At 72.5% G+C, this 22337-nt stretch carries 17 protein-coding genes and 3 pseudogenes; 5 read left to right on the top strand and 15 right to left on the bottom strand.

Annotation, left to right across the window (positions count from 1 at the left end; genetic code table 11):
* Nucleotides 1-80: 80 nt before the first annotated feature.
* From hemB to H4W31_RS12185, 5 genes and pseudogenes are all read right to left on the bottom strand, one after another.
* Nucleotides 81-1064, bottom strand: a complete 984-nt coding sequence (hemB, locus tag H4W31_RS12205) for a porphobilinogen synthase (protein ID WP_192766768.1) — start codon at nucleotides 1062-1064, stop codon at nucleotides 81-83.
* A gap of 91 nt (nucleotides 1065-1155) precedes the next feature.
* Nucleotides 1156-2736, bottom strand: a complete 1581-nt coding sequence (locus H4W31_RS12200; protein ID WP_192766767.1) for a bifunctional uroporphyrinogen-III C-methyltransferase/uroporphyrinogen-III synthase — start codon at nucleotides 2734-2736, stop codon at nucleotides 1156-1158.
* Nucleotides 2733-3698: a hydroxymethylbilane synthase gene (gene hemC, locus H4W31_RS12195; RefSeq protein WP_192766766.1), complete on the bottom strand. Its 966-nt coding sequence runs from the start codon at nucleotides 3696-3698 to the stop codon at nucleotides 2733-2735. Before hemC ends, H4W31_RS12200 begins: the two co-directional genes overlap by 4 nt.
* A 97-nt stretch (nucleotides 3699-3795) precedes the next feature.
* Nucleotides 3796-5196, bottom strand: a pseudogene (locus H4W31_RS12190) (glutamyl-tRNA reductase); the annotation flags it as partial.
* Nucleotides 5193-6068, bottom strand: a complete 876-nt coding sequence (locus tag H4W31_RS12185) for a redox-sensing transcriptional repressor Rex (RefSeq protein ID WP_192766764.1) — start codon at nucleotides 6066-6068, stop codon at nucleotides 5193-5195. The gene H4W31_RS12185 and the pseudogene H4W31_RS12190, both read right to left, overlap by 4 nt.
* 550 nt (nucleotides 6069-6618) lie before the next feature.
* Between H4W31_RS12185 and H4W31_RS12180 the strand changes: the two genes are divergently transcribed.
* Together H4W31_RS12180 and H4W31_RS12175 are read left to right on the top strand one after the other, a co-directional pair.
* On the top strand, nucleotides 6619-7926 hold the full coding sequence (locus tag H4W31_RS12180; RefSeq protein ID WP_225945500.1) for a sensor histidine kinase: 1308 nt from the start codon (nucleotides 6619-6621) through the stop codon (nucleotides 7924-7926).
* A gap of 173 nt (nucleotides 7927-8099) precedes the next feature.
* Nucleotides 8100-8762, top strand: coding sequence for a LuxR C-terminal-related transcriptional regulator (locus tag H4W31_RS12175; protein WP_192772039.1), 663 nt, complete (start codon nucleotides 8100-8102; stop codon nucleotides 8760-8762).
* A gap of 47 nt (nucleotides 8763-8809) precedes the next feature.
* Here H4W31_RS12175 and H4W31_RS12170 read toward each other — a convergent pair whose 3' ends face one another.
* The 3 genes from H4W31_RS12170 to H4W31_RS12160 are packed head-to-tail and all read right to left on the bottom strand — an operon-like array spanning nucleotide 8810 to nucleotide 11516.
* A complete protein-coding gene (locus tag H4W31_RS12170; protein WP_192766762.1) occupies nucleotides 8810-9451 on the bottom strand; it encodes an HAD family hydrolase in 642 nt (213 codons plus the stop codon).
* A 27-nt stretch (nucleotides 9452-9478) separates the two neighbouring features.
* Entirely contained in the window at nucleotides 9479-9733 is a 255-nt protein-coding gene (locus tag H4W31_RS12165) for a glutaredoxin family protein (protein ID WP_192772038.1), read from the bottom strand.
* On the bottom strand, nucleotides 9723-11516 hold the full coding sequence (locus H4W31_RS12160) for an AMP-binding protein (protein ID WP_318783145.1): 1794 nt from the start codon (nucleotides 11514-11516) through the stop codon (nucleotides 9723-9725). The genes H4W31_RS12165 and H4W31_RS12160 overlap by 11 nt, the downstream gene beginning before the upstream one ends.
* Nucleotides 11517-12271: 755 nt before the next feature.
* Between H4W31_RS12160 and H4W31_RS12155 the strand changes: the two genes are divergently transcribed.
* From H4W31_RS12155 to H4W31_RS12145, 3 genes and pseudogenes are all read left to right on the top strand, one after another.
* On the top strand, nucleotides 12272-13159 hold the full coding sequence (locus H4W31_RS12155) for an ECF subfamily RNA polymerase sigma factor, BldN family (protein ID WP_225946473.1): 888 nt from the start codon (nucleotides 12272-12274) through the stop codon (nucleotides 13157-13159).
* 264 nt (nucleotides 13160-13423) lie between these two features.
* A pseudogene (locus H4W31_RS12150) lies at nucleotides 13424-14323 on the top strand (DUF5667 domain-containing protein); the annotation flags it as partial.
* Nucleotides 14324-14627: 304 nt separating this feature from the next.
* Nucleotides 14628-15512 carry an HAD family hydrolase gene (locus H4W31_RS12145; RefSeq protein WP_192766760.1) on the top strand — a complete coding sequence of 295 codons (885 nt, stop codon included), beginning with the start codon at nucleotides 14628-14630 and terminating at the stop codon, nucleotides 15510-15512.
* Nucleotides 15513-15578: 66 nt separating this feature from the next.
* Here H4W31_RS12145 and H4W31_RS12140 read toward each other — a convergent pair whose 3' ends face one another.
* The 7 genes and pseudogenes from H4W31_RS12140 to H4W31_RS12110 form a co-directional block, all read right to left on the bottom strand.
* Entirely contained in the window at nucleotides 15579-16577 is a 999-nt protein-coding gene (locus H4W31_RS12140) for a lysophospholipid acyltransferase family protein (RefSeq protein ID WP_192766759.1), read from the bottom strand.
* 58 nt (nucleotides 16578-16635) lie between these two features.
* Nucleotides 16636-17703: pseudogene (locus tag H4W31_RS12135) on the bottom strand (NAD-dependent epimerase/dehydratase family protein); the annotation flags it as partial.
* 120 nt (nucleotides 17704-17823) lie between these two features.
* A complete protein-coding gene (locus H4W31_RS12130; protein WP_007465623.1) occupies nucleotides 17824-17925 on the bottom strand; it encodes a 30S ribosomal protein bS22 in 102 nt (33 codons plus the stop codon).
* Nucleotides 17926-18219: 294 nt separating this feature from the next.
* Nucleotides 18220-18432: a helix-turn-helix domain-containing protein gene (locus H4W31_RS12125; RefSeq protein WP_192766757.1), complete on the bottom strand. Its 213-nt coding sequence runs from the start codon at nucleotides 18430-18432 to the stop codon at nucleotides 18220-18222.
* A 188-nt stretch (nucleotides 18433-18620) separates the two neighbouring features.
* Entirely contained in the window at nucleotides 18621-19805 is a 1185-nt protein-coding gene (locus H4W31_RS12120; RefSeq protein WP_192766756.1) for an ABC transporter permease, read from the bottom strand.
* On the bottom strand, nucleotides 19802-20788 hold the full coding sequence (locus H4W31_RS12115; protein WP_192766755.1) for an ABC transporter ATP-binding protein: 987 nt from the start codon (nucleotides 20786-20788) through the stop codon (nucleotides 19802-19804). The genes H4W31_RS12120 and H4W31_RS12115 overlap by 4 nt, the downstream gene beginning before the upstream one ends.
* The gene (locus H4W31_RS12110; RefSeq protein WP_192766754.1) at nucleotides 20785-22200 is read right to left on the bottom strand and encodes an efflux RND transporter periplasmic adaptor subunit; all 1416 of its coding nucleotides are present in this window, start codon (nucleotides 22198-22200) and stop codon (nucleotides 20785-20787) included. The genes H4W31_RS12115 and H4W31_RS12110 overlap by 4 nt, the downstream gene beginning before the upstream one ends.
* Nucleotides 22201-22337: the final 137 nt, after the last annotated feature.

The raw sequence follows: 22337 nt of genomic DNA, 5'->3' as shown, positions 1-22337 counted from the left end.
GAACCCCTCGCCGACTCAGGCGGGGACGTCGGTGCCGAGCCGTTCGAGGCGTTCTACCTGGCGAACAGCGACCTGAGCGTTCAGTAGCGCTCGCGGAGCATCCGGGCGGCGTCGACCGCCCAGTAGGTGAGGATGATCTGGGCACCGGCCCGACGGATCGAGGTCAGGGTCTCCAGCACGGCCCGGTCACGGTCGATCCAGCCGTTGGCCGCGGCCGCCTCGACCATCGAGTACTCGCCGGAGATCTGGTAGGCGGCGACCGGCACGTCGACCTCGTCCCGTACCGCGGCGACCACGTCGAGGTAGGGCAGGGCCGGCTTGACCATCACCAGGTCGGCCCCCTCGGCGACGTCGAGGCGTACCTCCCGGAGGGACTCGCGCAGGTTGGCCGGGTCCTGCTGGTAGGTGCGCCGGTCGCCCTGCAACGACGACTCCACCGCCTCCCGGAACGGGCCGTAGAAGGCGGAGGCGTACTTCACCGCGTACGCCAGGATGGCGGTGTCGGAGTGACCGGCGGCGTCCAGCGCCCGGCGGACCACGCCGACCTGCCCGTCCATCATTCCGGACGGCCCGACCATGTGTGCCCCGGCCTCGGCCTGGGCGATCCCCATCTGGGCGTACGCGGCCAGGGTGGCGTCGTTGTCCACCGTCCCGTCCGGGGCGAGCAGCCCGCAGTGCCCGTGCGAGGTGAACTCGTCCAGGCACAGGTCGCTCATCACCACCGCGGCGTCGCCGACCTCGGCGATCACGTCCCGGATCGCGACGTTGAGGATGCCGTCCGGGTCGATTCCGCCGGAGCCGGTCTCGTCCTTGTCGGTCGGTACCCCGAACAGCATGATGCCGCCGATGCCGGCATGCACCGCCTCGGCCGCCGCCTTACGCAGCGACTCCCGGGAGTGCTGTACCACCCCGGGCATCGAGGCGATCGGCCTCGGCTCGGCGAGCCCTTCCTTGACGAACATCGGCAGCACCAGCTCCGCCGGGGCGACCCGGGTCTCCTCCACCAGCCGGCGGACCGCCGGGGACCGGCGCAGTCGACGCGGACGGACCTCTGGGTAGGACATGACCACTCCTTCTGAGGGGCTGCGGATGCCGCCCGTCAACCGATTGCCACACGTCCAAGGATGCCGCACGACGGCCGGCGGCGGCGCCCGACTACCGGAACCGCAGCGCCGTCGGGCCCTGCACCTTCGAGCCCCGGCGCTGCTTGGCCGGCATTGCTGCCAACTTCTCCCGAAGTTCCACGGCGTACGACGCCAGCGCCTCCACCAGGTCCGGCACGGAGGCGTGCGCCGGCTGGGCGTCCACCCGCAGGCCGAACTCGGTGGCGGTCTCCGCCGTCTTCGGGCCGATCACCGCGACCACGGTACGGGCGTGCGGCTTGCCGGCGATGCCGACCAGGTTCCGCACGGTCGAGGAGGAGGTGAACAGGACCGCGTCGAAGCCGCCCGACTTGATCGCGTCCCGGATCTCGGCCGGCGGCGGCGCCGCCCGGACGGTCCGGTAGGCGGTCACGTCGTCGACCTCCCAGCCCCGCTCGGTCAGCCCGGCGGCCAGCGTCTCGGTGGCGATGTCGGCGCGGGGCAGCAGTACCCGGCCGACCGGGTCGAGGATCTCGTCGTGCGGCGAGAACTCGGCCAGCAGGCCCTCCGAGGACTGCTCGCCGGCCGGGATCAGCTCCGGCTGGATACCGAACGCGCGTACGGCGTCGGCAGTCGCCTCACCGATACAGGCGATCTTGACCCCGCCGAAGTGCCGGGCGTCCAATCCGTGCTCGCCGAACTTCTCCCAGACCGCGCGGACCGCGTTCACCGAGGTGAAGATCACCCAGGCGTACCTGCCGTCGACCAGACCCTTGACGGCCCGCTCCATCTGGGCCGGGGTACGCGGCGGCTCGACCGCGATGGTCGGCACCTCGCACGGGATCGCGCCGTACTCGCGCAGTCGGGCGCTCATCACCCCGGCCTGCTCCTTGGTCCGCGGCACGAGCACCTTCCAGCCGTACAGCGGACGGTTCTCCCACCAGCTCAGCTTGTCCCGGTGGGTGACCCCGGTGCCGAGGGTGAGCACCACCCGGCCGGTGAAGCCGAGCGCGGCGGCCACGAAGCTGTCCACCGTCGAGGTGGTGGTGTACTGCGTCTCACCGGTGCCGTCACCGGTCACCGCGACCGCGGTCGAGCCGTCGACGCCGACCGCCAGCAGCCCGTCCCGAACCGCTGCCAGGTCACCGGCGTCGACCGCCAGCGCCAGCGAGCCACGGGCGACGGCGGCGGCGAGCGCCTCGAAGTCCATCGCGGCGACGTCGTCCACGTCGGCGGCGGTCCGTACCCCGGCCAGCGGAACCCCGGCGTAGGTGGCCACTCCCTCGGCCTGTCCGACGCCCGGCACCACCTCGAAGTGCACGGCGGTACGCGCCACCGCCTGCACCTCCTTGACCACGGCCTCGTGTCCGAACGGGTCGCCGGCCACCAGGTGTACCGCGCTCAGGCCGGACCGGGCCGCCGAGAGCAGCACCTTGGCCACGTCACCCGGCGCCCCCTCGGCCGGGCTGAACTGCGCATCGTCCTTCGCCTCGGCGCGTACGACGTTCAGCAGCGCCTCGGGGACGCTGCGGTCGTACACGACCTGGTCCGCGTCGACCAGCGCGTCATGCGCCCGACGGGTCAGCAGACCCGGATCGCCGGGTCCAGCCCCGACGAACGCGATCCGGCCTGCGGGCTTACGGGTGCCGATCATTCTGTAGCTCCAAGATGCTGGGTCCTCGCGCCGGATTCCGTAGGCGTGCCGAGGATCGAGTCGGCGCCGAGCTCAAGGAGTTCGGCGGCGAGTGCCTTACCGATCTCCGTCGCCTCGGCGGGCGTACCGGTGCGGGACAGCCGGATGTCACGAGAACCGTCCGGGCTGATCACCGCCCCGCGCAGATAGATCTCATCGCCGTCGTCGCCCTCGGCGAGTTCGGCGTACCCCGCGACCGGCGCACTGCACCCGGCCTCCAGGGTGGCGAGGAACGCCCGTTCCGCGGTGATCGCGGCCCGGGTCGGAGCATGATCGAGTACGGAGAGCAGCTCGATCAGGTCATGGTCGTCGGCCCGGCACTCCACCGCGAGCGCGCCCTGAGCCGGCGCGGGCAGCATCAGCATCGGGTCGATCGTCTCGGTGATCTCGGCGGCCCGGCCCAGTCGGGCCAGCCCGGCCCGGGCCAGCACCACCGCGTCGAGGTCCGCCTCCGGCCCGAGCACCCGCTTGACCCGGGTGTCGACGTTGCCCCGGATCGGGACGACCGTGAGCTGGAGCCCGAGCGCGTGCAACTGGGCGATCCGGCGCAGCGCACCGGTGCCGACGGTCGCCTCGGATGGCAGCTCGGCCAGGGTACGGCCGTCCCGGGCGACCAGCGCGTCCCGCGGATCCTCCCGGGGCGGTACGGCGGCGATGTGCAGCCCGGCCTGGATGGCCGTGGGCAGGTCCTTGTACGAGTGGACCGCGAAGTCGATCTCCTTGGCGGCCATCGCGTCCCGCAACGCCGAGACGAACACTCCGACGCCCAGCCGGTGTACCGGGGCGCTCGACCGGTCGCCGGCCGTCACCACCTCCACCAACTCGACCTCGCGGCCGGTCGTCGCCCGGAGCGCGTCGGCTATTCCCTGGGACTGGGCGAGCGCCAGGGCACTCCCCCGGGTGCCCAGACGTAGTGCGGTCACGAGTCCACCCCGCTCCACCCAAATCGCTCGCTCATCGTTCTCCTCCCGATTGCTGTCGGGGTACCGGGGCCCGCTGCGCGGGGCCGCCGATGTCTCCCTGGCCACCCAGGCTCGGCAGCTCGGCGAGACCGGGCAGTCCGGCGAGACCGGACATCCGGTTCGCGCCGGGCACGGCGGCCAGTTCGGCGGCGGCCAGATCCGGCACGGTGTCGGCCTGCGAGGTGACCGGCACCTCAAGATCGAAGAGCTCGCGGAGCAGCGCGGCGTACTGGTCGCCGCCCGGCTCGGCGGCGAGCTGGCGTACCCGCACGGTCGGCGAGTGCAGCAGGCGCTGGACCACCCGGTGCACGGTGCGGCTCACCTCGGCCCGCTGGTCGTCGGTCAGGTCCGGCCGGCGCTGGGCGAGCCGGCGCAGCTCGGCGGTGACCACCTCGTCGGCGCGGGCCCGCAACGCGGCCACCGTCGGCGCGACGTCCGCGCCGCGCAGCCAGGTCAGGAACGTCTCCACCTCGGTACCGACGATCCGGGTGACGGCGGCGGTGTCGGCGGCGGCCGGGCCGATCGGCTGGGCCGCGGCGAGTCCGTCGATGTCGATCACCACTGCGCCGGGCAGCTCGGCGATGCTCGGCTCGATGTCCCGGGGGACCGCGAGGTCGAGCAGGACGAGCGGATCGGGCCGATCGGCGGCGCGTTGCCGCAGCGCCCGGCTGACCGTCTCCCGGGTGAGGACCGGCTCGATCGACGCGGTCGCGGCGACTACTATGTCCACTGTGGAAAGGGCGCTCGGAAGGTCGGCGATCGGCACCGCCGTCGCGCCGTACGCCTCGGCCAGCCGGAGGGCACGGTCGGCACCCCGGTTGCTGATCCCTACCGGCCCGGCACCCCGCCGGGACAGCGTGGCCACGGCCAGCGCACCCATCGAGCCGGCGCCGACCACCAGCGCCCGACGCCCCTCGATACCACCGGGGAAGTGTGTGCCGGCCAGGTCGAGCGCGGCCGTGACGACGCTCTGGCCGGCCCGGTCGATGTCGGTCTCGGAGTGCGCCCGCTTTCCGACCCGGAGGGCCTGCTGCATCAGCTCGTGCAGCAGCCGGCCGGGCGCGTCCGCCTCGCTCGCGACGTGGTAGGCGTCCCGGATCTGGCCGAGAATCTGCGCCTCGCCGACCACCATCGAGTCGAGCCCGGCGGCGACCCGGAAGGCGTGCTCGACCGCCGCGCCGTCGTAGTGCACGTAGAGGTTGTTCGCCAACTCGCCCGGAGCGGAGCCGGCGTGGCTGGCGAGCACCGCGCAGATGTCCCCCAGCCCGCCGTGGAAACCGGTGACCGCGGCGTACACCTCGACCCGGTTGCAGGTCGAGACGACGACGGCCTCGCCGATGTACGGCTGGGCGAGCAGGCGTTCGAGGATGCCGGGCAGTTCGGTGGTGCCGACGACCAGCCGTTCCAGCGTGGCGACCGGGGTGGTGCGATGCGACGCACCGACGACGAGCAGGTTCATGATCCGACCGCCTCCGCATTTGTCGACCGGAGCGATCCGGTGGGCGCGGGCTCGGTGGTGCCGGTTGCCGCGAGTCCGCCGGGCAGGGCCGTCAGACCCGCTCCCGCCGAGCCGCCGAGCGCACCGTTCGGCGTGGCCAGTCCGCCACCGGCGGGGGGCAGCCCCGGTCCGGAGGCGGCCGGCAGGCCGGTCAGCGCCGCTTTGCGATGCTCGTGGAAGGAGAGGATCTGCAACTCGATGGCGAGGTCGACCTTGCGCACGTCGACCCCGTCGGGCACCGCGAGTACGCACGGTGCGAAGTTGAGGATGCTGGTCACCCCGGCGGCGACGAGTTGGTCCGCGACGCTCTGCGCGGCGGCCGCCGGAGTGGCGATCACCCCGATCGCGATGCACTCCTGCGCGGCCACCCGGGGCAACACGTCGATGTGCTGGACGACCAGGCCGTTGATCTCCTCGCCCACCCGGGCGGGGTCGGCGTCGAAGAGCGCGGCGATCCGGAATCCCCGACTGACGAAGCCCGCGTAACCGGCCAGGGCGTGACCGAGATTACCCACTCCGACCAGGGCGACGGCCCGGCGTTGGGTCAGCCCGAGCACGAACTCGATCTGGTCGATCAGCAGCGCGACGTCGTAGCCGACGCCCCGGGTGCCGTACGAGCCCAGTTGGGAGAGGTCCTTGCGTAGCTTGGCCGAGTTGACTCCGGCCGCCGCGGCCAACTCCTCGCTGGAAACCGTGTCGTTCCCGGTTTCGGCGAGATTGTGCAGGGCACGAAGGTATTCCGGGAGCCTGGCGACCGTCGCCTCGGGAAGATCCGGAAGCGCCGGCACAGCACCGGCTCGGCCGGGCGTGCCTACGGGGCGGTGCTGACTCATGCGACTCCGTGCAATGCGATCCTCGACCAACCGGATCGGCGGGTCGTTTCGGGACACCCGCTCGCGACCGCTGTGACCGGCTGTGCTAGCAGGGCTCGTCGGAGTAACAGAGTAGGCGCTTGTGAAGACACGCACAAATCGCGATCTTGATAGATCGCGATAACGCCTCACCTGTACCTCCCCTTACAAGATCAGTCGGCGACCCATCCGGAGTCGCCCCGGCGATTATTGCGCAAGTCCGACTTATCTAGCCAACTCGCCACTGGCTCGCCGCCGATCGGCCGGACCTTCCCACCAGGGTCAGCAATCTCGGCGCCGTACTGATTTCGTTTGGGCCTGTCATCTTTCTTCCGCCACAATCGGAACCGGCCACCGAATTTCCAGGCCCGGATTCCGGCCGCCGTGCCGCCCCGGCGGCCGGCCAGGATCCGCCGCCGGCGGGCCGCCGACGACGAGGGCCGGGACGCCTCTCCTGGTGGGGACAGCCCTACCGGAAAGAGGCCAGCCGATGGGATGGGGACCGACCACGCAGATGCCTAGCGTCGAGAACATGACCACCACCGCCACCGCCGTGGGCGCCGGCGCCGAGCCGGGCACCAGCCGCAGCGTCCTGCGCCAGCTCGCCATCGACTCCGGCTACGTACTCCTCGGCCTCCCCCTCGCCCTGGCCAGCTTCATCGTCCTGATCGTCGGATTCGCGCTCAGCACCGGCATGATGGTCACGGTCACCGGGCTGCCGATCCTCGCCGGCACCCTCTACGCGGCCCGCAGCTTCGCCGACATCGAACGGCTGCGGATGCCGGCGGTGCTCCACCAGCCCCGGGTACGCCCGAACTACCGCACCATCGAACCGGGTGCCAGCGCGTGGCGGCGGATCTTCGTACCGATCACCGACGGCCAGTCCTGGCTCGATCTGGCGCACGGCGTCCTCAAGCTGATCATCGCGATCGGCACCTTCGCGATCACGGTCACCTGGTGGGCCGGCGCCATCGGCGGCTCCCTCTACTGGGCGTACGACTGGACCCTGCCGACCGGCCCGAACGACGAGGGACTGCACGAACTGCTCGGGCTCGGCGACACCCCGGTCGCCCGGATCGGGCTGAACACCGCGCTCGGGGTGTTCTTCCTGATCACCCTGCCGGTGGTGGTACGGGGCTGCGCCATGATGCAGGCCTCGTTCGGCCGGGCACTGCTCACCGGGGTCGCGGAGATGCGCAACCGGATCACCGTGCTGGAGGAGCAGAAGCGGGCCGCGGTCTCGGCCGAGGCCACCGCGCTGCGCCGGCTGGAGCGGGACATCCACGACGGGCCGCAGCAGCGGCTGGTCCGGCTCGCCATGGACCTCAGCCGGGCCCAACAGCAGCTCACCACCGACCCCGAGGCGGCCCGGCAGACCCTCGACGAGGCCCTCACCCAGACCCGGGACACCCTCGCCGAACTGCGCGCGCTCTCCCGGGGCATCGCGCCGCCGATCCTGGTCGACCGAGGGCTGCCCAGCGCCCTCGCTGCCCTCGCCGGCCGTGGGCTGATCCCGATCGACCTCACCGTCGACCCGCAGCTCGGAACCCGGGACGGCCGGCCCGACCCGGCGGTGGAGAGCACCGCCTACTTCGTGGTGGCCGAGGCGCTCACCAACGTCGCCAAGCACAGCCGGGCCACCGAGTGCTGGCTGACGGTCACCCGCGCCGACCGGACGCTGCGGATCGTGGTGATCGACGACGGCGAGGGCGGTGCCCACCTGTCCAAGGGGCACGGCCTGGCCGGTCTCGCCGACCGGGTACGCGCCAACGACGGCACCCTCAGTGTGCTCAGCCCGACCGGTGGGCCGACCGAGATCAGGGCCGACCTGCCATGCTGAGGCCGACCTACCGCGCGGAGCTGACCTACCGGGCCGAGCTGGCGAGCTGGGTCGAGTTGACCGGCCCGAGCCAGCCGGTTCCCGAGACCGTCCCGCCCGTCGGCGGCCCCGCTGAGGTGACCCCGACGCCGTACCCCCGCCCCGTGGAAGCTCGCGGGATGGTAGACAGCAGCATGCGTGTAGTGATCGCCGACGACGCGGTCCTCCTCCGGGAGGGCCTGGTCCGCCTGTTGACCGAGCACGGCCACGAGGTGGTGGCAGCCGTCGGTGACGGTACGACACTGGTCGAGGCCATCGTCGCCCATCGCCCGGACGTTTCGATCGTGGACGTACGGATGCCGCCGTCGCACACCGACGAGGGACTGCGGGCTGCGGTGGAGGCCCGGCGGCTGGTGCCCCGGACCCCGATCCTGGTCCTCTCGCAGTACGTCGAGGTGTCGTACGCCGACGACCTGCTCGCCACGGTCAAGCCCGGCGGCGCCGGTGGCGGCGGCATCGGCTACCTGCTCAAGGACCGGGTGGCGGCGATCGACGAGTTCCTCGACGCGCTGCGCCGGGTCGCCACCGGGGGCACGGTGCTCGATCCCGAGGTGGTCGGCCAGCTGCTGGTCCGGCGGCGCCGCGACGACCCGCTGCGCGAGCTGACCCCGCGCGAGCGGGAGGTGCTCTCGCTGATGGCCGAGGGCCGGTCCAACACCGCCATCGCCCGGGCCCTGGTGGTCAGCGACGGCGCCGTGGAGAAGCACGTCCGGAACATCTTCACCAAGCTCCAACTGCCGCCGGACGAGGAACAGCACCGACGGGTGCTGGCGGTGCTCGCCTACCTGCGCGGCTGACCCGTCCGGCGGTCCCGCCCCCACTTCGCGGCCGGCCCGGTCATGACTCAGTCCAGCTTCGCGGCCAGCTCGACCGCTTCGCTGAGCGAGTCGGCGACCGGCCAGCCGCTGGCGCGCAGCCGGGCCGAATCGGTGAAACCGCCGGTGTAGAGGACACATCGGGCACCCACCGAGTCGGCGGCCTCGGCGTCGTCGATCGAGTCGCCGATCAGGACCGTCGTCGGACCCTCGACACCGAACGCCGTCAGGTGCCGGGCCAGGTGCTCCGCCTTCCGTTCGCCACCCACCGTGCCCCGTAGCCCGTCGACCCGGCGGAACATGGTGGTCAGGCCGTACCTGTCGACCGTCGGGACCAGCTCGTCGTGGAACCACATGGACAGCAGCGACTGGGAGCCGGGCCAGGACCGGATCGCGGTGACGGCGTCGGCCGCCAGCTCACAACTGGCCAGCCCGATCCGGTACGCGTCGTGGAAGATCTTGTCGAGCCGGCCGAACTCCTCGGCGTCCAGCACCCGGCCGAGCACTTCGGCGTAGTAGTCCGCGATCGGGCGGCGGAACTGCGTCCGGTGCTCCTCCGCCGTCACCGCCGGCCCGCCGGCACCGGCCAGCGCCACGTTGGTGGAGGCGACGACCAGGCTCAGGTCGTTGAGCAGGGTGCCGTTCCAGTCCCATACCAGGTGGTCACGCATCCGAGCACGATACGCGGCGGGGGCGGCTCAGTCGCGTACGGCGGTCAGGTCCCGCAGCAGCCGGTCCTCCTCGACCCGCCAGTAGCCGTGCTCACGGCCGTCGAGCAGTACGACCGGCAGCCGGTCGCCGTACTCCCGCTCCAGGTCGAGGTCGCCGGTGACGTCCACCTCGGTCCACCGGTCCCCGGTGACCGCCACCACCCGGTCGACGGCCTCCTTGGCCACCTCGCAGAGATGGCAGCCGGGGCGGGTGATCAGGGTCAGCCTCGGCTCACTCGTCACCACTGCCCCCCGACTCCCGAAGTATCGACCTGCGCACCCGGCCGATCGCGGAGAGCGGCAGGGACCCGACGAACTCTATCCTGCTCGGGCACTTGAACCTGGCCAGGCTGGCGGCGCAGTGCCGGGACAGGTCGGCGGCCGAGACCGCAGCGCCGGGCGCCCTGACGACGTACGCGACGACCGCCTCGCCGGCCAGCGGGTGCGGTACGCCGAGCACCGCCGACTCGACCACCTCGGGATGGCTGCCCAGCACCCGCTCGACCTCCTGCGGGTACACGTTGAACCCGTTGACCAGGATCAGCTCGCCGAGCCGGTCGACCAGGAAGAGGTCGGAGTCGACGTCGGCGTAGGCGATGTCGCCGGTCCGCCACCAGCCGTCGGTGTCCGGGCCGTCGTGCCCGTCCGGCCAGTAGCCGGAGAAGAGGTTGGCGCCGCGTACCACGATCTCGCCCGGGTCGGTGCCGGGCGAGGAGAAGGCAAGGTCGAGGTCGTCCCCATCGTCCTCATTGTCCCCATTGTCGGCTCCGGCGTCCTCGGGGTCGGCGGTGGAGCCGTCCCGCCAGAGAACCTCGCCGTCGCGACCGACCAGCCGCAGCTCGACGCCCGGAATCGGCCGGCCGATCGAGCCCGGCTTCGACGCCGGACCGGCCAACGTGGAGGTCAGCACCGGCGCGGTCTCGGTCAGCCCGTAGCCGACCTGGATCTGCCGTCCGGTCGCCTCGGCGAACCGGGCCGCGCCGCCGACGGCCAGCGGAGCCGCGCCGCAGATGGCGACCCGTACCGACGCCATGGCCGTGCGCAGCGCCGACCCGACGGACACACCGGCCGCCGCCGGGGCGTCGGGCAGCAGAACCCAACCGAGGAACATCGACGGTACGCCGACCAGCACGCTGACCCGCTGCCGCGCCACCACCTCCAGTACGCCCGCCGCGTCGAACCGGTCGACGAGCACGCCACACGCCCCGTGGTACGCCACCGCGCCCAGCCCGGCGTTCAACCCGTACGCGTGGAACAGCGGAAGGGCGAGCAGCACCCGGTCGTCCGGCCCCACCACCGACGGTTCGATCCGGTCGATCTGCTCGTGGTTGGCCAGCAGGGCCCGGTGGGACAGCATCGCGCCCTTGGGCCTGCCGGTGGTGCCGGAGGTGTACAGCAGCACCGCCACCGCCTCCGGGTCCGTCCCGATCGGCCGGTCGGCCGGCTCGGCGGGCACCCGCGTGGTCCCGCTCGCCGGCTGCCCGATCGGCCGGTCGGCGGGCACCCGCGTGGTTTCGCCCGCCGGCTGCCCGATCGGCCGGTCGGCGGGCCCCCGCGCGGCCCCGCTCGCGGGGTCCGGGGTGGTCGGCAGTGTGGTGTGCACCTCGGCCAGCGCCGGCAGTTCGGCGGCGATCGCGGCGATCGTCGCCGCCACCTGCTCGGTACAGATCAGTACCGTCGACCCCGAGTCCGCCAGGATGTGCCGCAGTTCCGGCCCGGTCAGCGCCGGATTGACCGGTACGGCCACCAGCCCGGCCCGCTGGACGCCGAAGAACGCGACCGCGAAGTCGGGTGAGTTGGCCAACGCGATGGCGATCCGGGCCGGATGTCCGGCGCTCGGCCCGTCGGTCCGGCTCCGGAGTGCGTCGGCGACCCGGTCCACCGCCCGATCCAGTTCACCCCAACTCAGCGTGCCGTCGGGCCAGACGAGGGCAGGTTGGCCGCTCCGTGTGGTGGCGGCCAGGCGTACCCGGTCGGCGAGGGTGACGGCGGGCGGCTGGGCCGGGGTGCTCGCTCCATCCTGCACGGTCGCTGAGTCTGACACAGTGGCGCGTCGCTCGGGTGGTCGTATCGGCCGTCGTTCCAACGGTCGCACAACCGACCATCCCGGACTCGTCGTACGGACCACAGCGGACGGGTGGCCCTCACGGGATTTTCTCGACTTCGGAGCATTGTCGCGGTACCGTCCACGAGACCGTAACGGGTTTCGCAATACCAGCCACAGGACCAGGTGGCTACCCATTAGCACATACGCAGCGGCACGCCCAAGGCGCGCCGCCATCTGGCGTGTTTGGACATTTTCCCTGCTCAGGGCGTCCGACTTAGCATTGTCCGGGATCTGACAACGCACATCCGGTGCGCCCTAACGGGTGTCTTTCGGGAAATACTTTGGCTCTGTGTAACGGACTTGCCGCGCAAGGGTGACGTTGGCCCTATCATCACTCGGGTCGGCTCACCCCTTTTGACGTGAGTCGACACCCCTCAGCCCGAGGAGGCCGCCGTGCCTGTCAGAGCACTGCACCAGCAGCTGTGGGGCGTGTGCCGTCGTACGGCGCACCCCGGAACCGTCGAGTCGGATCGCACCGATCCCGGCGGGGGTACCGCCAGCACCGCGGGCGGGCCCCGGCAACCGGCCCCGCGGCCCCGGCCGGCCGGGGAGGTCCAGTGAGCACATACGGATACCTCGACGACACAGCCCGAGGCCAGGTGCGTAACGCCCGTTTCGCCCTCACCGAGGGGCTGAACCAGCTTCGCACGTCCATGGGCGACATGCGGGTGTCCATGGACGACATGTTGAGCCTGGCGGTACGGGGCGACGGGGGGTCCAAACGCACCCGAAACCGGCCACATCCGAACGAGACGCCGACCCGGCAGAACACCCCGGGCGGCAATGCCAGACCGGTCGGGGGCCGGGTGGCCAGCCCCGCGAGGCCAACCATGCCGGCCCAGCCGGGGTCCACGCCCGCGCCGGCCGAGACCGGGTCCAGACCGGACAGTCCGGACACCGAGACGGCGATCCTGCCGATCGTGCCGGCGACCGAGAAGTCGACCGGCTCCGGCGGCGGGTCCCCGACCGGCTATCCGGACCGTCCCGACCCGTCCGATCCGGCCCGTGAGGTCTGGGCGCTGGTCGAGCGGGCCCAGGCTGGCGAGCCCGAGGCGTTCGGACTGATCTACGACCGGTACGTGGACACCGTCTTCCGGTTCGTCTACTTCCGGGTCGGCAACCGGCAGCTCGCCGAGGACCTGACCTCGGACACCTTCCTCCGGGCGCTGAAGCGGATCGGCAGCTTCACCTGGCAGGGCCGGGACCTGGGGGCCTGGCTGGTCACCATCGCCCGGAACCTGGTCGCGGACCACTTCAAGTCCGGTCGCTACCGCCTGGAAGTTACTACGGGTGACGTACTGGATGCGGACCGCGAGGATCGTGGACCGGAGGGAAGTCCGGAGGCGGCCGTCGTCGAGCACATCACGAATGTCGCCTTGTTGACCGCCGTGAAGCAGCTCAACCCCGAGCAGCAGGAGTGCATCGTTCTGCGGTTTCTACAGGGCTTCTCGGTCGCGGAGACGGCCCGGGCGATGGGCAAGAACGAAGGCGCGATCAAGGCTCTGCAGTACCGCGCGGTACGGGCCCTGGCCCGGCTGCTGCCGGACGGGTTCCAGCCGTGAAGCGCTCCGCAGCCGCCGGGACAGCCAGGTGACACCGCTCACTCTTCGTAGTATTGACCCGCCGGTGCCCGTAACCGGTCGACCCCGCCGACCGTTTGTCCCGGTGCGACCGGTAGTTGCCCCGGGTTCCCTCCGGCCGGTCGGTTGGTCGGATCGTTGATCCGGCTGCGGATGCCGCAGCCTGATCCTGCGTCAGCCACCGTCGCACCCGGACGGCGACGACGCCGACCGCGGCGTCGCGACCAGCGAAGGGAGGTGTCGGCGGTGAGTTGGAAATCGTTCTACCGCCAGCGCGCCGAGCGCTTCGCGCAACTACTCGACGAAGCGAACGGTGCCCGTCGTCACCACATCCGCACCCGAGTCGACAGCGATCTCGCCGAACCTGTGGCGATCGGGCAACGGCTCCAGGACGTCCGCTCCACCGTCGAGGTCGATCCCGACTTCCGGGCCGGCCTGCGGGCCATGCTGGTCGCCACCGCCGAACGCGAGGGGATCGGGGCCACCGCCACCGCCGAGCCGATCACCGAGGACGGCGCCCGACCGGCAGCGGCCCGGGCCGGCCGCGCCGTCGGTCGGCCCGCACTCCGTGATCCCGGCACCCGGACCCGGGCCAGGGCCCGTGGCGCGATCGTGGTCGGCGTCGCGATCGGCGCGATCGCGGTCTCCGGGATGTCCGCCGCCAGCGAGAATGCGGTACCCGGCGACGCGCTGTACGGCATGAAGCGGCACACCGAGCGCGCCCAACTGGCCCTCGCCAGCTCCGACCTCAGCCGGGGCCAGCTCTTCCTCGACTTCGCCCGCACCCGGCTCGCCGAGGCGGCGGCGGTCGGCGGGCAGAGCTACGGCTTCTCCGCCGTCCTCGACGACATGGACGCCGACACCCAGCAGGGCATCAAGCTGCTCACCACAGCGGCGGTCCAGCGCCGGGACCCGGCCGCGCTCGACGCCGTCGACGCCTTCGTCCGGCAGCAGCGTCCCCAGGTCGGCAGGCTGTTCGAGGGCACCACCCGGGCCACCCGCGAGCGGGCCAACGACTCGCTCCGGCTGCTCGACTCCGTACAGCGCCGGTCGGACGGGCTCCGCGACGCCCTGGCCTGCCGTGCCGGTGCCACCGGCCGGGCCGATCTGATCGGACCGCTGCCCCGCGCCTGCCCGGTCAGCCGGAACGCGGTGGACCCCGTGCCTGCGCCAGCCGAGGAGCAGAACACCAGCGGTCGTGGCCCGAACGAGCCGCCACGGGCGCCGGAGCGTACGACCCCGAGCCGCACCTCCGCGCCCTCGCCGAGCCAGGAACAGCCGGCCGTACGGGACCGGCCGGCCGATCCGGCACACCGCTCCGGCGGCTGACCCCTTCCGCTGGTACGGACCCGCACCAGGTCCGGCCCACCCGTCGGCCCGGACGCCAGGTGCGCCCCCGCGACTCCGGCTACCCTCGCTGTGTGTACAGCATCAGCGAGGAGGTCTCCGCGTGGCCCGCACCCGCAAGGTGACGGTCAGCACCGACGAACACGGCCACACCGCGGGTTGGTCGTCGACGGGGCTGGACACCACGCTGCCCGTACCGGCCGGTCCCGCCGACGACGGTGCCGCCGGCTTCTTCGACGTCGACAACACGGTGATGCGGGGCGCCTCCATCTACTGGTTCGCCCGCGGCCTGGCCTCCCGGAACTACTTCACCACCTCCGACCTGGTCCGGTTCGCCTGGCAGCAGCTGCGGTTCCGGGTACTCGCCACCGAGCACGCCGGCAACATGTCGCAGGCCAAGGAGGCGGCGCTGGCGTTCGTGGCCGGTTGGCGGGTCGAGGACGTCGAACGACTCACCGAGGAGATCTTCGACGAGCTGATGGCCCCGAGGATCTGGGCCGGCACCCGGGCCCTGGCCCAGCAGCACCTGGACGCCGGGCAGCGGGTCTGGCTGGTCACCGCGGCCCCGGTCGAGATCGGCCGGGTCATCGCGATCCGACTCGGGCTCACCGGCGCGATCGGCACGGTCGCCGAGATCCACGACGGTGTCTACACCGGCCGCCTCGTCGGCGACCTGATGCACGGGCCGGCCAAGGCGGACGCGGTGGTGCAGCTCGCCACGGTGGAAGGCCTCGACCTCGACCGGTGCGCCGCGTACAGCGACTCCGCCAATGATCTTCCGATGCTCTCCGCCGTCGGTCGGGCGGTCGCGATCAACCCGGACGGCGCCCTGCTCCGGGTCGCCCGGGACCGGGGCTGGTCGGTGTACGACTTCCGGACCGGCCGGAAGGCGGCCAGGATCGCCGTACCGTCGACCGTCGCCGCCGGTGCTCTGGCGGGTGCGGTGACCGCCGGCCTCGCCATGCGACGGCGCTGGCAGACCAGGTGACGGTCGCCGGTCGCGGCTGATCGGGCTGACCCCTGATCGCACTGCTCCCGGCCGGCGGCGCCGGGATCAGGGGCCGAACGGGTCGGGGCGCTGCTCCAGCAACTTGTGCACGGTCTGCTGGATGGTCTCCCGTACCTGGTCGGCCAGGTTGAAGACGACCAGCGGATCGTCGGCGGAGTCGACCAGATGGTCGGTCGGGATCGGCGGGCAGAACTCGATCAGCCACTTGCTCGGCAGCGGCACAGCCCCGAGCGGGCCCAACCACGGGAAGGTCGGCGTCAGCGGGAAGTACGGCAGCTTGAGCAGCCGGGCCAGCGGCTTGATGTCGGCGAGCATCGGGTACGTCTCCTCGGCGCCGACGATCGCGACGGGGATGATCGGCGTACCGGTGCGCAACGCGGCGGAGACGAATCCGCCCCGGCCGAAGCGTTGCAGCTTGTAGCGGTCGGCGTAGAGCTTGCCGACGCCCTTGAAGCCCTCGGGGAAGACGCCGACCAGTTCACCCCGGCCCAGCAGGCGCTCCGCGTCGGGGTTACACGCCACCGTGCCGCCGCTCTTGCGTACCAGCTCGGAGACCACCGGCATCCGGAAGACCAGGTCGGCACCGAGCAGGCGTAGGAAGCGGTGCCGGGGGTGTTGGTCGTGCAGCACCGCAGAGAGCACCATCGCGTCCATCGCGACCGTTCCGGAATGGTTGCCGACCACCAGTCCGGCACCGTCGACCGGCAGGTTCTGCACGCCGAAGACCTCGGTCCGGAACCAGTCGCGGTAGAGCCGCCGCAGCACCGGATGGAAGACCTGTTCGGTCAGCTCGGGGTCGAAGCCGAACTCGTCGACCTCGTACTGGCCGGACAGCCGCCGGCGCAGGAACGCCAGTCCGGCCGCGACCCGCTGGTCCCAGACGTCGCCGGGCCGGTCGGTCACCGCCGGGCGTACCGGCCCCGGCACGTGTCCGTTGCGCCGCGCCGGCCGGTCCAGGTCCGTCGCGTCGTCCTTCGGCGGTACGCCGAGCCGCCCGGCCCGGTCCGCCGAGTTCCGACCGCCACCGGTGCCGTCGTCACTCATGATCCGCCTCGCTCCGCTGCGCGGCGCCGCGTTCCTCGGTCGCTCCGAGTTGACCGATCCGGTCCCGAACCGTGGCCCGGGTGTGCCGGATCCCGTCCATGATCATCTGCTCGGCCCGCCGCAGCTGCTCCGGACCGAGCACGGTGCCGTCGCCGTGACTGGAGATGAAGTCGTCGAACGCGGCGGCGGTGGAGCGCGGGGTGAAGGAGTATTCGCTGATCAGTCTGGTGGTGTCGACCACCCTGCCGTGCACGAACAGGTCGACCTGGTCGAGGCCGTACCGCCCGAAGCCGAGCACCCGGGCGAGCCCGGCGGCACCGGAGAGCCCCGGCTCCACCACCGGTACGGCGACCCGACCGGCCCGGCGGATCGCCTGGGAGAGGGCGAGTACCCCGGAACCCGCCACGTTGTACGTCCCGGCGTGCTCCTCCACCACCGACCGGTGCAGGACCTCCAGCACGTCGTCGACGTGCACGAACTGCAACCGTGGGTCACGCCCGAGGACGGTCGGCACGAAGGGCTGGGCGAAGTAGCGGGTGAGGGTCGTGTTCGCCATCGACCCGATCAGCGGCGCGAACCGCAGCACCGTGGCGGTGACGTCGGAACGACGCCGTCGGAACCCGCGGACGTACCCCTCGATGTCGAGGATGTCCCGGGCGAACCCGCCGCGCGGCACCGCCCGGGGTTCGGTGTCCTCGGTGAAGACGGCCGGGTCCCGGAACGAGGCGCCGTAGGCGGCGGTCGACGACCGGACGACCAGCTTGCGCAGCCGGGGCGCCCGTTGGCAGGCGGCGAGGAGCTGCATCGTGCCGATGACGTTCTGCTCTTTCATCGCCGCCCGGCCGCCCTGCTGCGGATCCGCGGCGGTGACCAGCGCCAAGTGCACGACGGCGTCGGCGCCCAGCTCGTCGATAATGGTGCCCACCGAGCCGGCGTCGGCCCGGACCCGTTCCACGCCGTCGAGCAGCGGGGCGAACTCGGGCGCCGGATCATGCGCATCGAGGCCGACGACCCGGCCTATCCGGTCATCGGCGACGAGTCGGGCCGCGACGTGCGCCCCGAGGAAACGGCTGACCCCGGTCACCACGACCACCCCCGGAGCACCAGGGGTGCTACCGGGGGTCACCTCGCGCTCCGCACGGACCGACCCGGGCCGGGCCCGGACCGCCGCGACGTCGTCACGTGGGCCTCCGAAGGTCGACAGCTGACCGGCGTCACCGCTGGCCGGGCAGGAGCCCGGCCAGGGTCACTTGCCGAGACGGCGACGCTGGACGCGGGTCTTGCGCAGCAGCTTGCGGTGCTTCTTCTTGGCCATACGCTTGCGGCGCTTCTTGACCACCGAGCCCATACGACAGCCCTTCTGGTGCGACGTGCTGGACGGATCGGCGACACCCGCGGGTGTCGCCGATAACCGAGCTGGACAACGGACCGGACCGGCACGGTGGGCAGTCACACACACCGGCACGTGGCCACGGCCGCGATCCAGACTAGCCCTCGGCCATCAGCCGGACGAACGCGCCCCCTGGACAAGCCTCCCGGGACGTCCGGGAGACCGGCCCGGCACCGCGTTCCGGCGGCGTCCAGAGCGTCGCACGGGCCGGGTCGCCAGCCCCCGGTCGACGACCCGACACCTGCTCAGCCGTCAGGCGGTCTCCTGAAAGGCACCGCGCAGGTACTCGTGCACGGCGTGCTCGGGCACCCGGAACGACCGACCCACCCGGACCGCCGTCAGCTCGCCGGAGTGCACGAGCCGGTAGACCGTCATCTTCGACACCCGCATGAGCGTCGCCACCTCGGCGACGGTCAGGAACCTGACCTCCGGCATTCGGCCGTCGGACTGTGGTGATCCTGCCATGGCTCACCAACCCATTCCAATCCCCGGCGCGTGCCGCCCGGTGGGATGCTTCCGCGCCGCGGCGGGCTACGCGCGTGTTACCAGTACGGTAACGGGACGGCTGTGACCGGCGCGATCCCTTCGGGCAATTGATCATCCCTGGACATCTGCGCGCCGGGTGGGAACGGGTGACCACGGCACATTCGAGGTCATTCGGCACGGAGGGCGATTACCGGGTCCAACCGCCCGGCCCGCTGCGCCGGGACCACCCCGAAGACGATCCCGACCGCCGCCGAGACCCCGAACGCGAGCGCCAACGACCACCAGGTGACGGCGGCCGGCACCGGGGAAAGGGCCGACACCAGCAACGCGGCGCCGACGCCCAGCGCCATCCCGAGCACCCCGCCCAGGGCGGTCAGCAACACCGCCTCCAGCAGGAACTGGATCCCGATGTCCCGGGGCCGGGCTCCGACCGCCTTGCGCAGGCCGATCTCCCGGGTCCGCTCCCGTACCGAGACCAGCATGATGTTGGAGACGCCGACGCCGCCGACCAGCAGCGAGATCCCGGCGATCGCGGCCAGTACGCCGGTCAGCACCCCGAGAATGTCCCCGAGTACGCCGAGAATCTGCTCCTGGGTCACCGCGCTGAACTCGGTGTCGGGATGCCGGCGGGACAACTCAGCGACGATCCGGTCGCCGAGTTCGGAGATCTTCTCCCGGTCCGGGGCCTTGACCGCGATCCCGTCGATCCGCTGGGTGCCGTACAGCCGGTGCGCGGCGGTCACCGGGATGTGCACCTCGGCGTCCCGGTCCACCCCCAGGCTCTGGCCGAGCGGAGCGAAGACCCCGACCACCCGGAACCGTACGCCCGCGATCGCCACCTGCTGGCCGACCGGCTCCCGGTCGCCGAAGAGCGCGGTCGCCACCGTCGCGCCGAGCACCGCCACCCGGCGGGACGTGTCCACGTCGGACCCGGTCAGGTAGGCGCCCCGGTCCAGCTCCCGGACGAACACCTGGGGCGTGGTCTCCAGCACGCCCTGCACGGTGGTGAACGCGGAGCGGGTGCCGGCGCGTACCGTCTCGCCGGAGGTGACGGTGACCGCGACCCGCTGCGGATCGCCGACCACCCGGTTCACCGCCTCGACGTCGGCCAGCGAGAGCCGGGACACCGCCGGTGCCGCGCCGAAGTCGATCCGGCCGGGCACCACGATGAGCAGGTTCGACCCGAGCCCCTCGACCTGCTGCTCCACCTCGCGCTTGGCGCCGGTGCCGATGGCGACCAGTACCACCACCGCGGCCACCCCGATGACCACGCCGAGCATGGTGAGCATGCTGCGCAGCCGGTTGGCCGAGAGCGCGTCCAGGGCGACCCGCCAGGCCTCGGCGATCCTCACGACCCACTTCCCGGGCCGGCGCCGGTCGACCGGTCGCACCGCTGCCCGGCGGCCGGGCCCTCGGTCGAGCTCTCGTCGGCGGCCGGGCTCTCCCCGCGGCGTTCGGTGGCTCCGGTGGCGCCACCGGAGCCACCGAACGGGTGCCCCGAGTCGCTTCCGGACGCTCGTCGGGGCTCCGCGCTGGGAGCGGGATCTACTATCTCAGGCCCCCGACGTGCCGCTGGCACGACCGTCGCCGTACCCGGATCGTCGGCTGGTGGTACGACGACGACGCCGTCCCGCAGAACGATCTGCCGGCGCGCCCGCGCGGCGACCTCCCGGTCGTGGGTGACCAGCACGAGCGCCACCCCTGAGCTGGCATTCAGGTCTTCGAGCAGGCTCAGCACCGACTCGCCCGTTCCGCTGTCGAGGTTGCCGGTCGGCTCGTCGGCGAGCAGCACCACCGGATCGGTGACCAGGGCGCGGGCGATCGCCACCCGCTGCTGCTCGCCGCCGGAGAGCTGGTTCGGCCGGTGGTCGAGCCGGTGGCCGAGCCCGACCCGGCCCAGCATCGCCGCTGCCAGGTTCCGGCGCCGGCGGCCACTGATTCCCCGGTAGACCAGCGGCAGCGCCACGTTGTCGACCGCGGAGGTCCGGGGCAGCAGGTGGAACGACTGGAACACGAAGCCGATCGTCTCGTTGCGCAGGGTCGCCAGCTCCCCGGCGTCCAGCGTGGCCACGTCCCGGCCACCGATCGTGAGCCGGCCGCTGGTCGGCTGGTCCAGCCCGCCAAGCAGGTGCATCAGCGTCGACTTGCCCGATCCGGACGGCCCGACTATCGCCACGTAGTCGCCGGCCGCGATGGTCAGCGACACCCCGCGCAGCGCGGCCACCGACGTCCCGCCCAGGTCGTACGTCCGGCCCAGCTCGACCGCCTCGACGGCGACCCCCGGCCGGCCGCCCCGGGTCCGGTCGGACGCCGGTTCCGCCTCGCGACGGCTCACCGCACCCGCTCTCCGGTACGCACCTGGTCGGCTCCGGTCACCACCACCTGCTGGCCCGGCTGTACGCCGCTGACGATCTGCACCAGGTCCTGCCCCTGTACGCCGACCGTGACCGGCACCCGTTCGGCGATCCCGTCCCGGACCAGCCACACCGCGTCCCGCCCCTCGGCGAAGTGCACCGCCGCCGCCGGTACCGTCACCGCGTCCGTGGCCTCCCGGACCCGCAGCCGGACCACCGCGCTCATTCCGGGTCGTGGCGCGGGCGCGGCCCGCCCGTCGGCGAACCGCCCCGGGCCGAGCGAGAGCCGTACCCGGTACGAGACGCCACCCCTGCTGGACGCGGTCGGCAGTACGTCGACCGAACGGACCCCGGCCGGATAGGTGGCGCCGGGAGCGGCGTCGAGTTCGACCGTCCCCGGCACCCCCTCGGTCACCAGCAGCACGTCGGTCTCGTCGACGTCGGCCACCAGCCCCAGGTCGGTCAGGTCGACCACGGTGAGTACGGCCGTTCCCGCGCTCACCCGCCCGCCGACCGGTACGGCGCCGTCCACCCCGGCCACGGGCGCGGTCGGGGTGCCGCCGCCGAGCAGCCCGGCCGGGTCGATCCCGGTCGGTGCACCGAGCCCACCGGTCGCCCCGAGCAGACCGGCCAGCGCATCGGCTGAGCCGGAGCCGCCGGCCGGGGCGGGCCCGCCGAACTGCACCACGCCGCCGATCGGCGCCCGCAGCACGAGTGCGTCCACCGTCGCCTTCGCCAGGTCGTACGCCTGCTCGGCCTGCAACCGCTGCGCCTCGGAGAGCGCGCGTACGGCGGAGTTCAGCCCGGCGACGCCACGCTGGACGGCGCGGACCGCATCCCCGGCGACCTCGGACGCCGCCTCGTACTGCCGCTGCGCGGCCCGGACCTGGGCGAGCAGTACGGCCCGGTGGCGCGGATCGGTGAGATTGTCGGCGGCCTTGCGGGCGGCGTCGAACGCCTGTGCCGCCGCCCGGTCGGTGCCCCGGCGCAGCCGGGACAGGTCACCGGCACCGCCGATCCCCCGCCCCGCACGTCGGGCCGCATCGCGCGCCTGCCGGGCCTTGGCCAGCCGGTTCCGGGCCGAGGGCGAGGTGATGACGGCGAGGACCTGGCCCGACTTCACCCGATCACCCGGGCTCACCCGCAGCTCGGTCAGCGTGCCGTCGGCGGGGGCGCTGAGCGTGGCGGCGGCCCGCGCCGTCACGCTGGCCGACGCGTCGACCAGTTCGGCGACGCTGGTCCGTTCGGCGCTGGCCAGCCCGACGTCGCCGTCCTCCTCACACGAGGCGGCGGAGAGGCCGAACAGGACGCTGACGGCGATCAGGGTGGCGGAGGTGACTGGTCGACGGGGCCGCGTTACTGCGGACAGGCGCGGCGGAGAGGCACGGCGCACGACGCCATGGTACGAGGTGCGGGGCGCCCGGACGACCCGACGCGCAGGCCCGTACCACCCCCGCGAGCTGCGCCGTCGCCCCTTCGAACGGCGTCGCCACGGCTGCCACCGTCCCGACGCGGCACCGGGCGCCCGCC

The organism is Plantactinospora soyae (assembly GCF_014874095.1).
GTDB classification, from domain to species: domain Bacteria; phylum Actinomycetota; class Actinomycetes; order Mycobacteriales; family Micromonosporaceae; genus Plantactinospora; species Plantactinospora soyae.
Note: the sequence above shows the minus strand (reverse complement) of the source record. Positions and strands in the feature narration are given on the sequence as shown.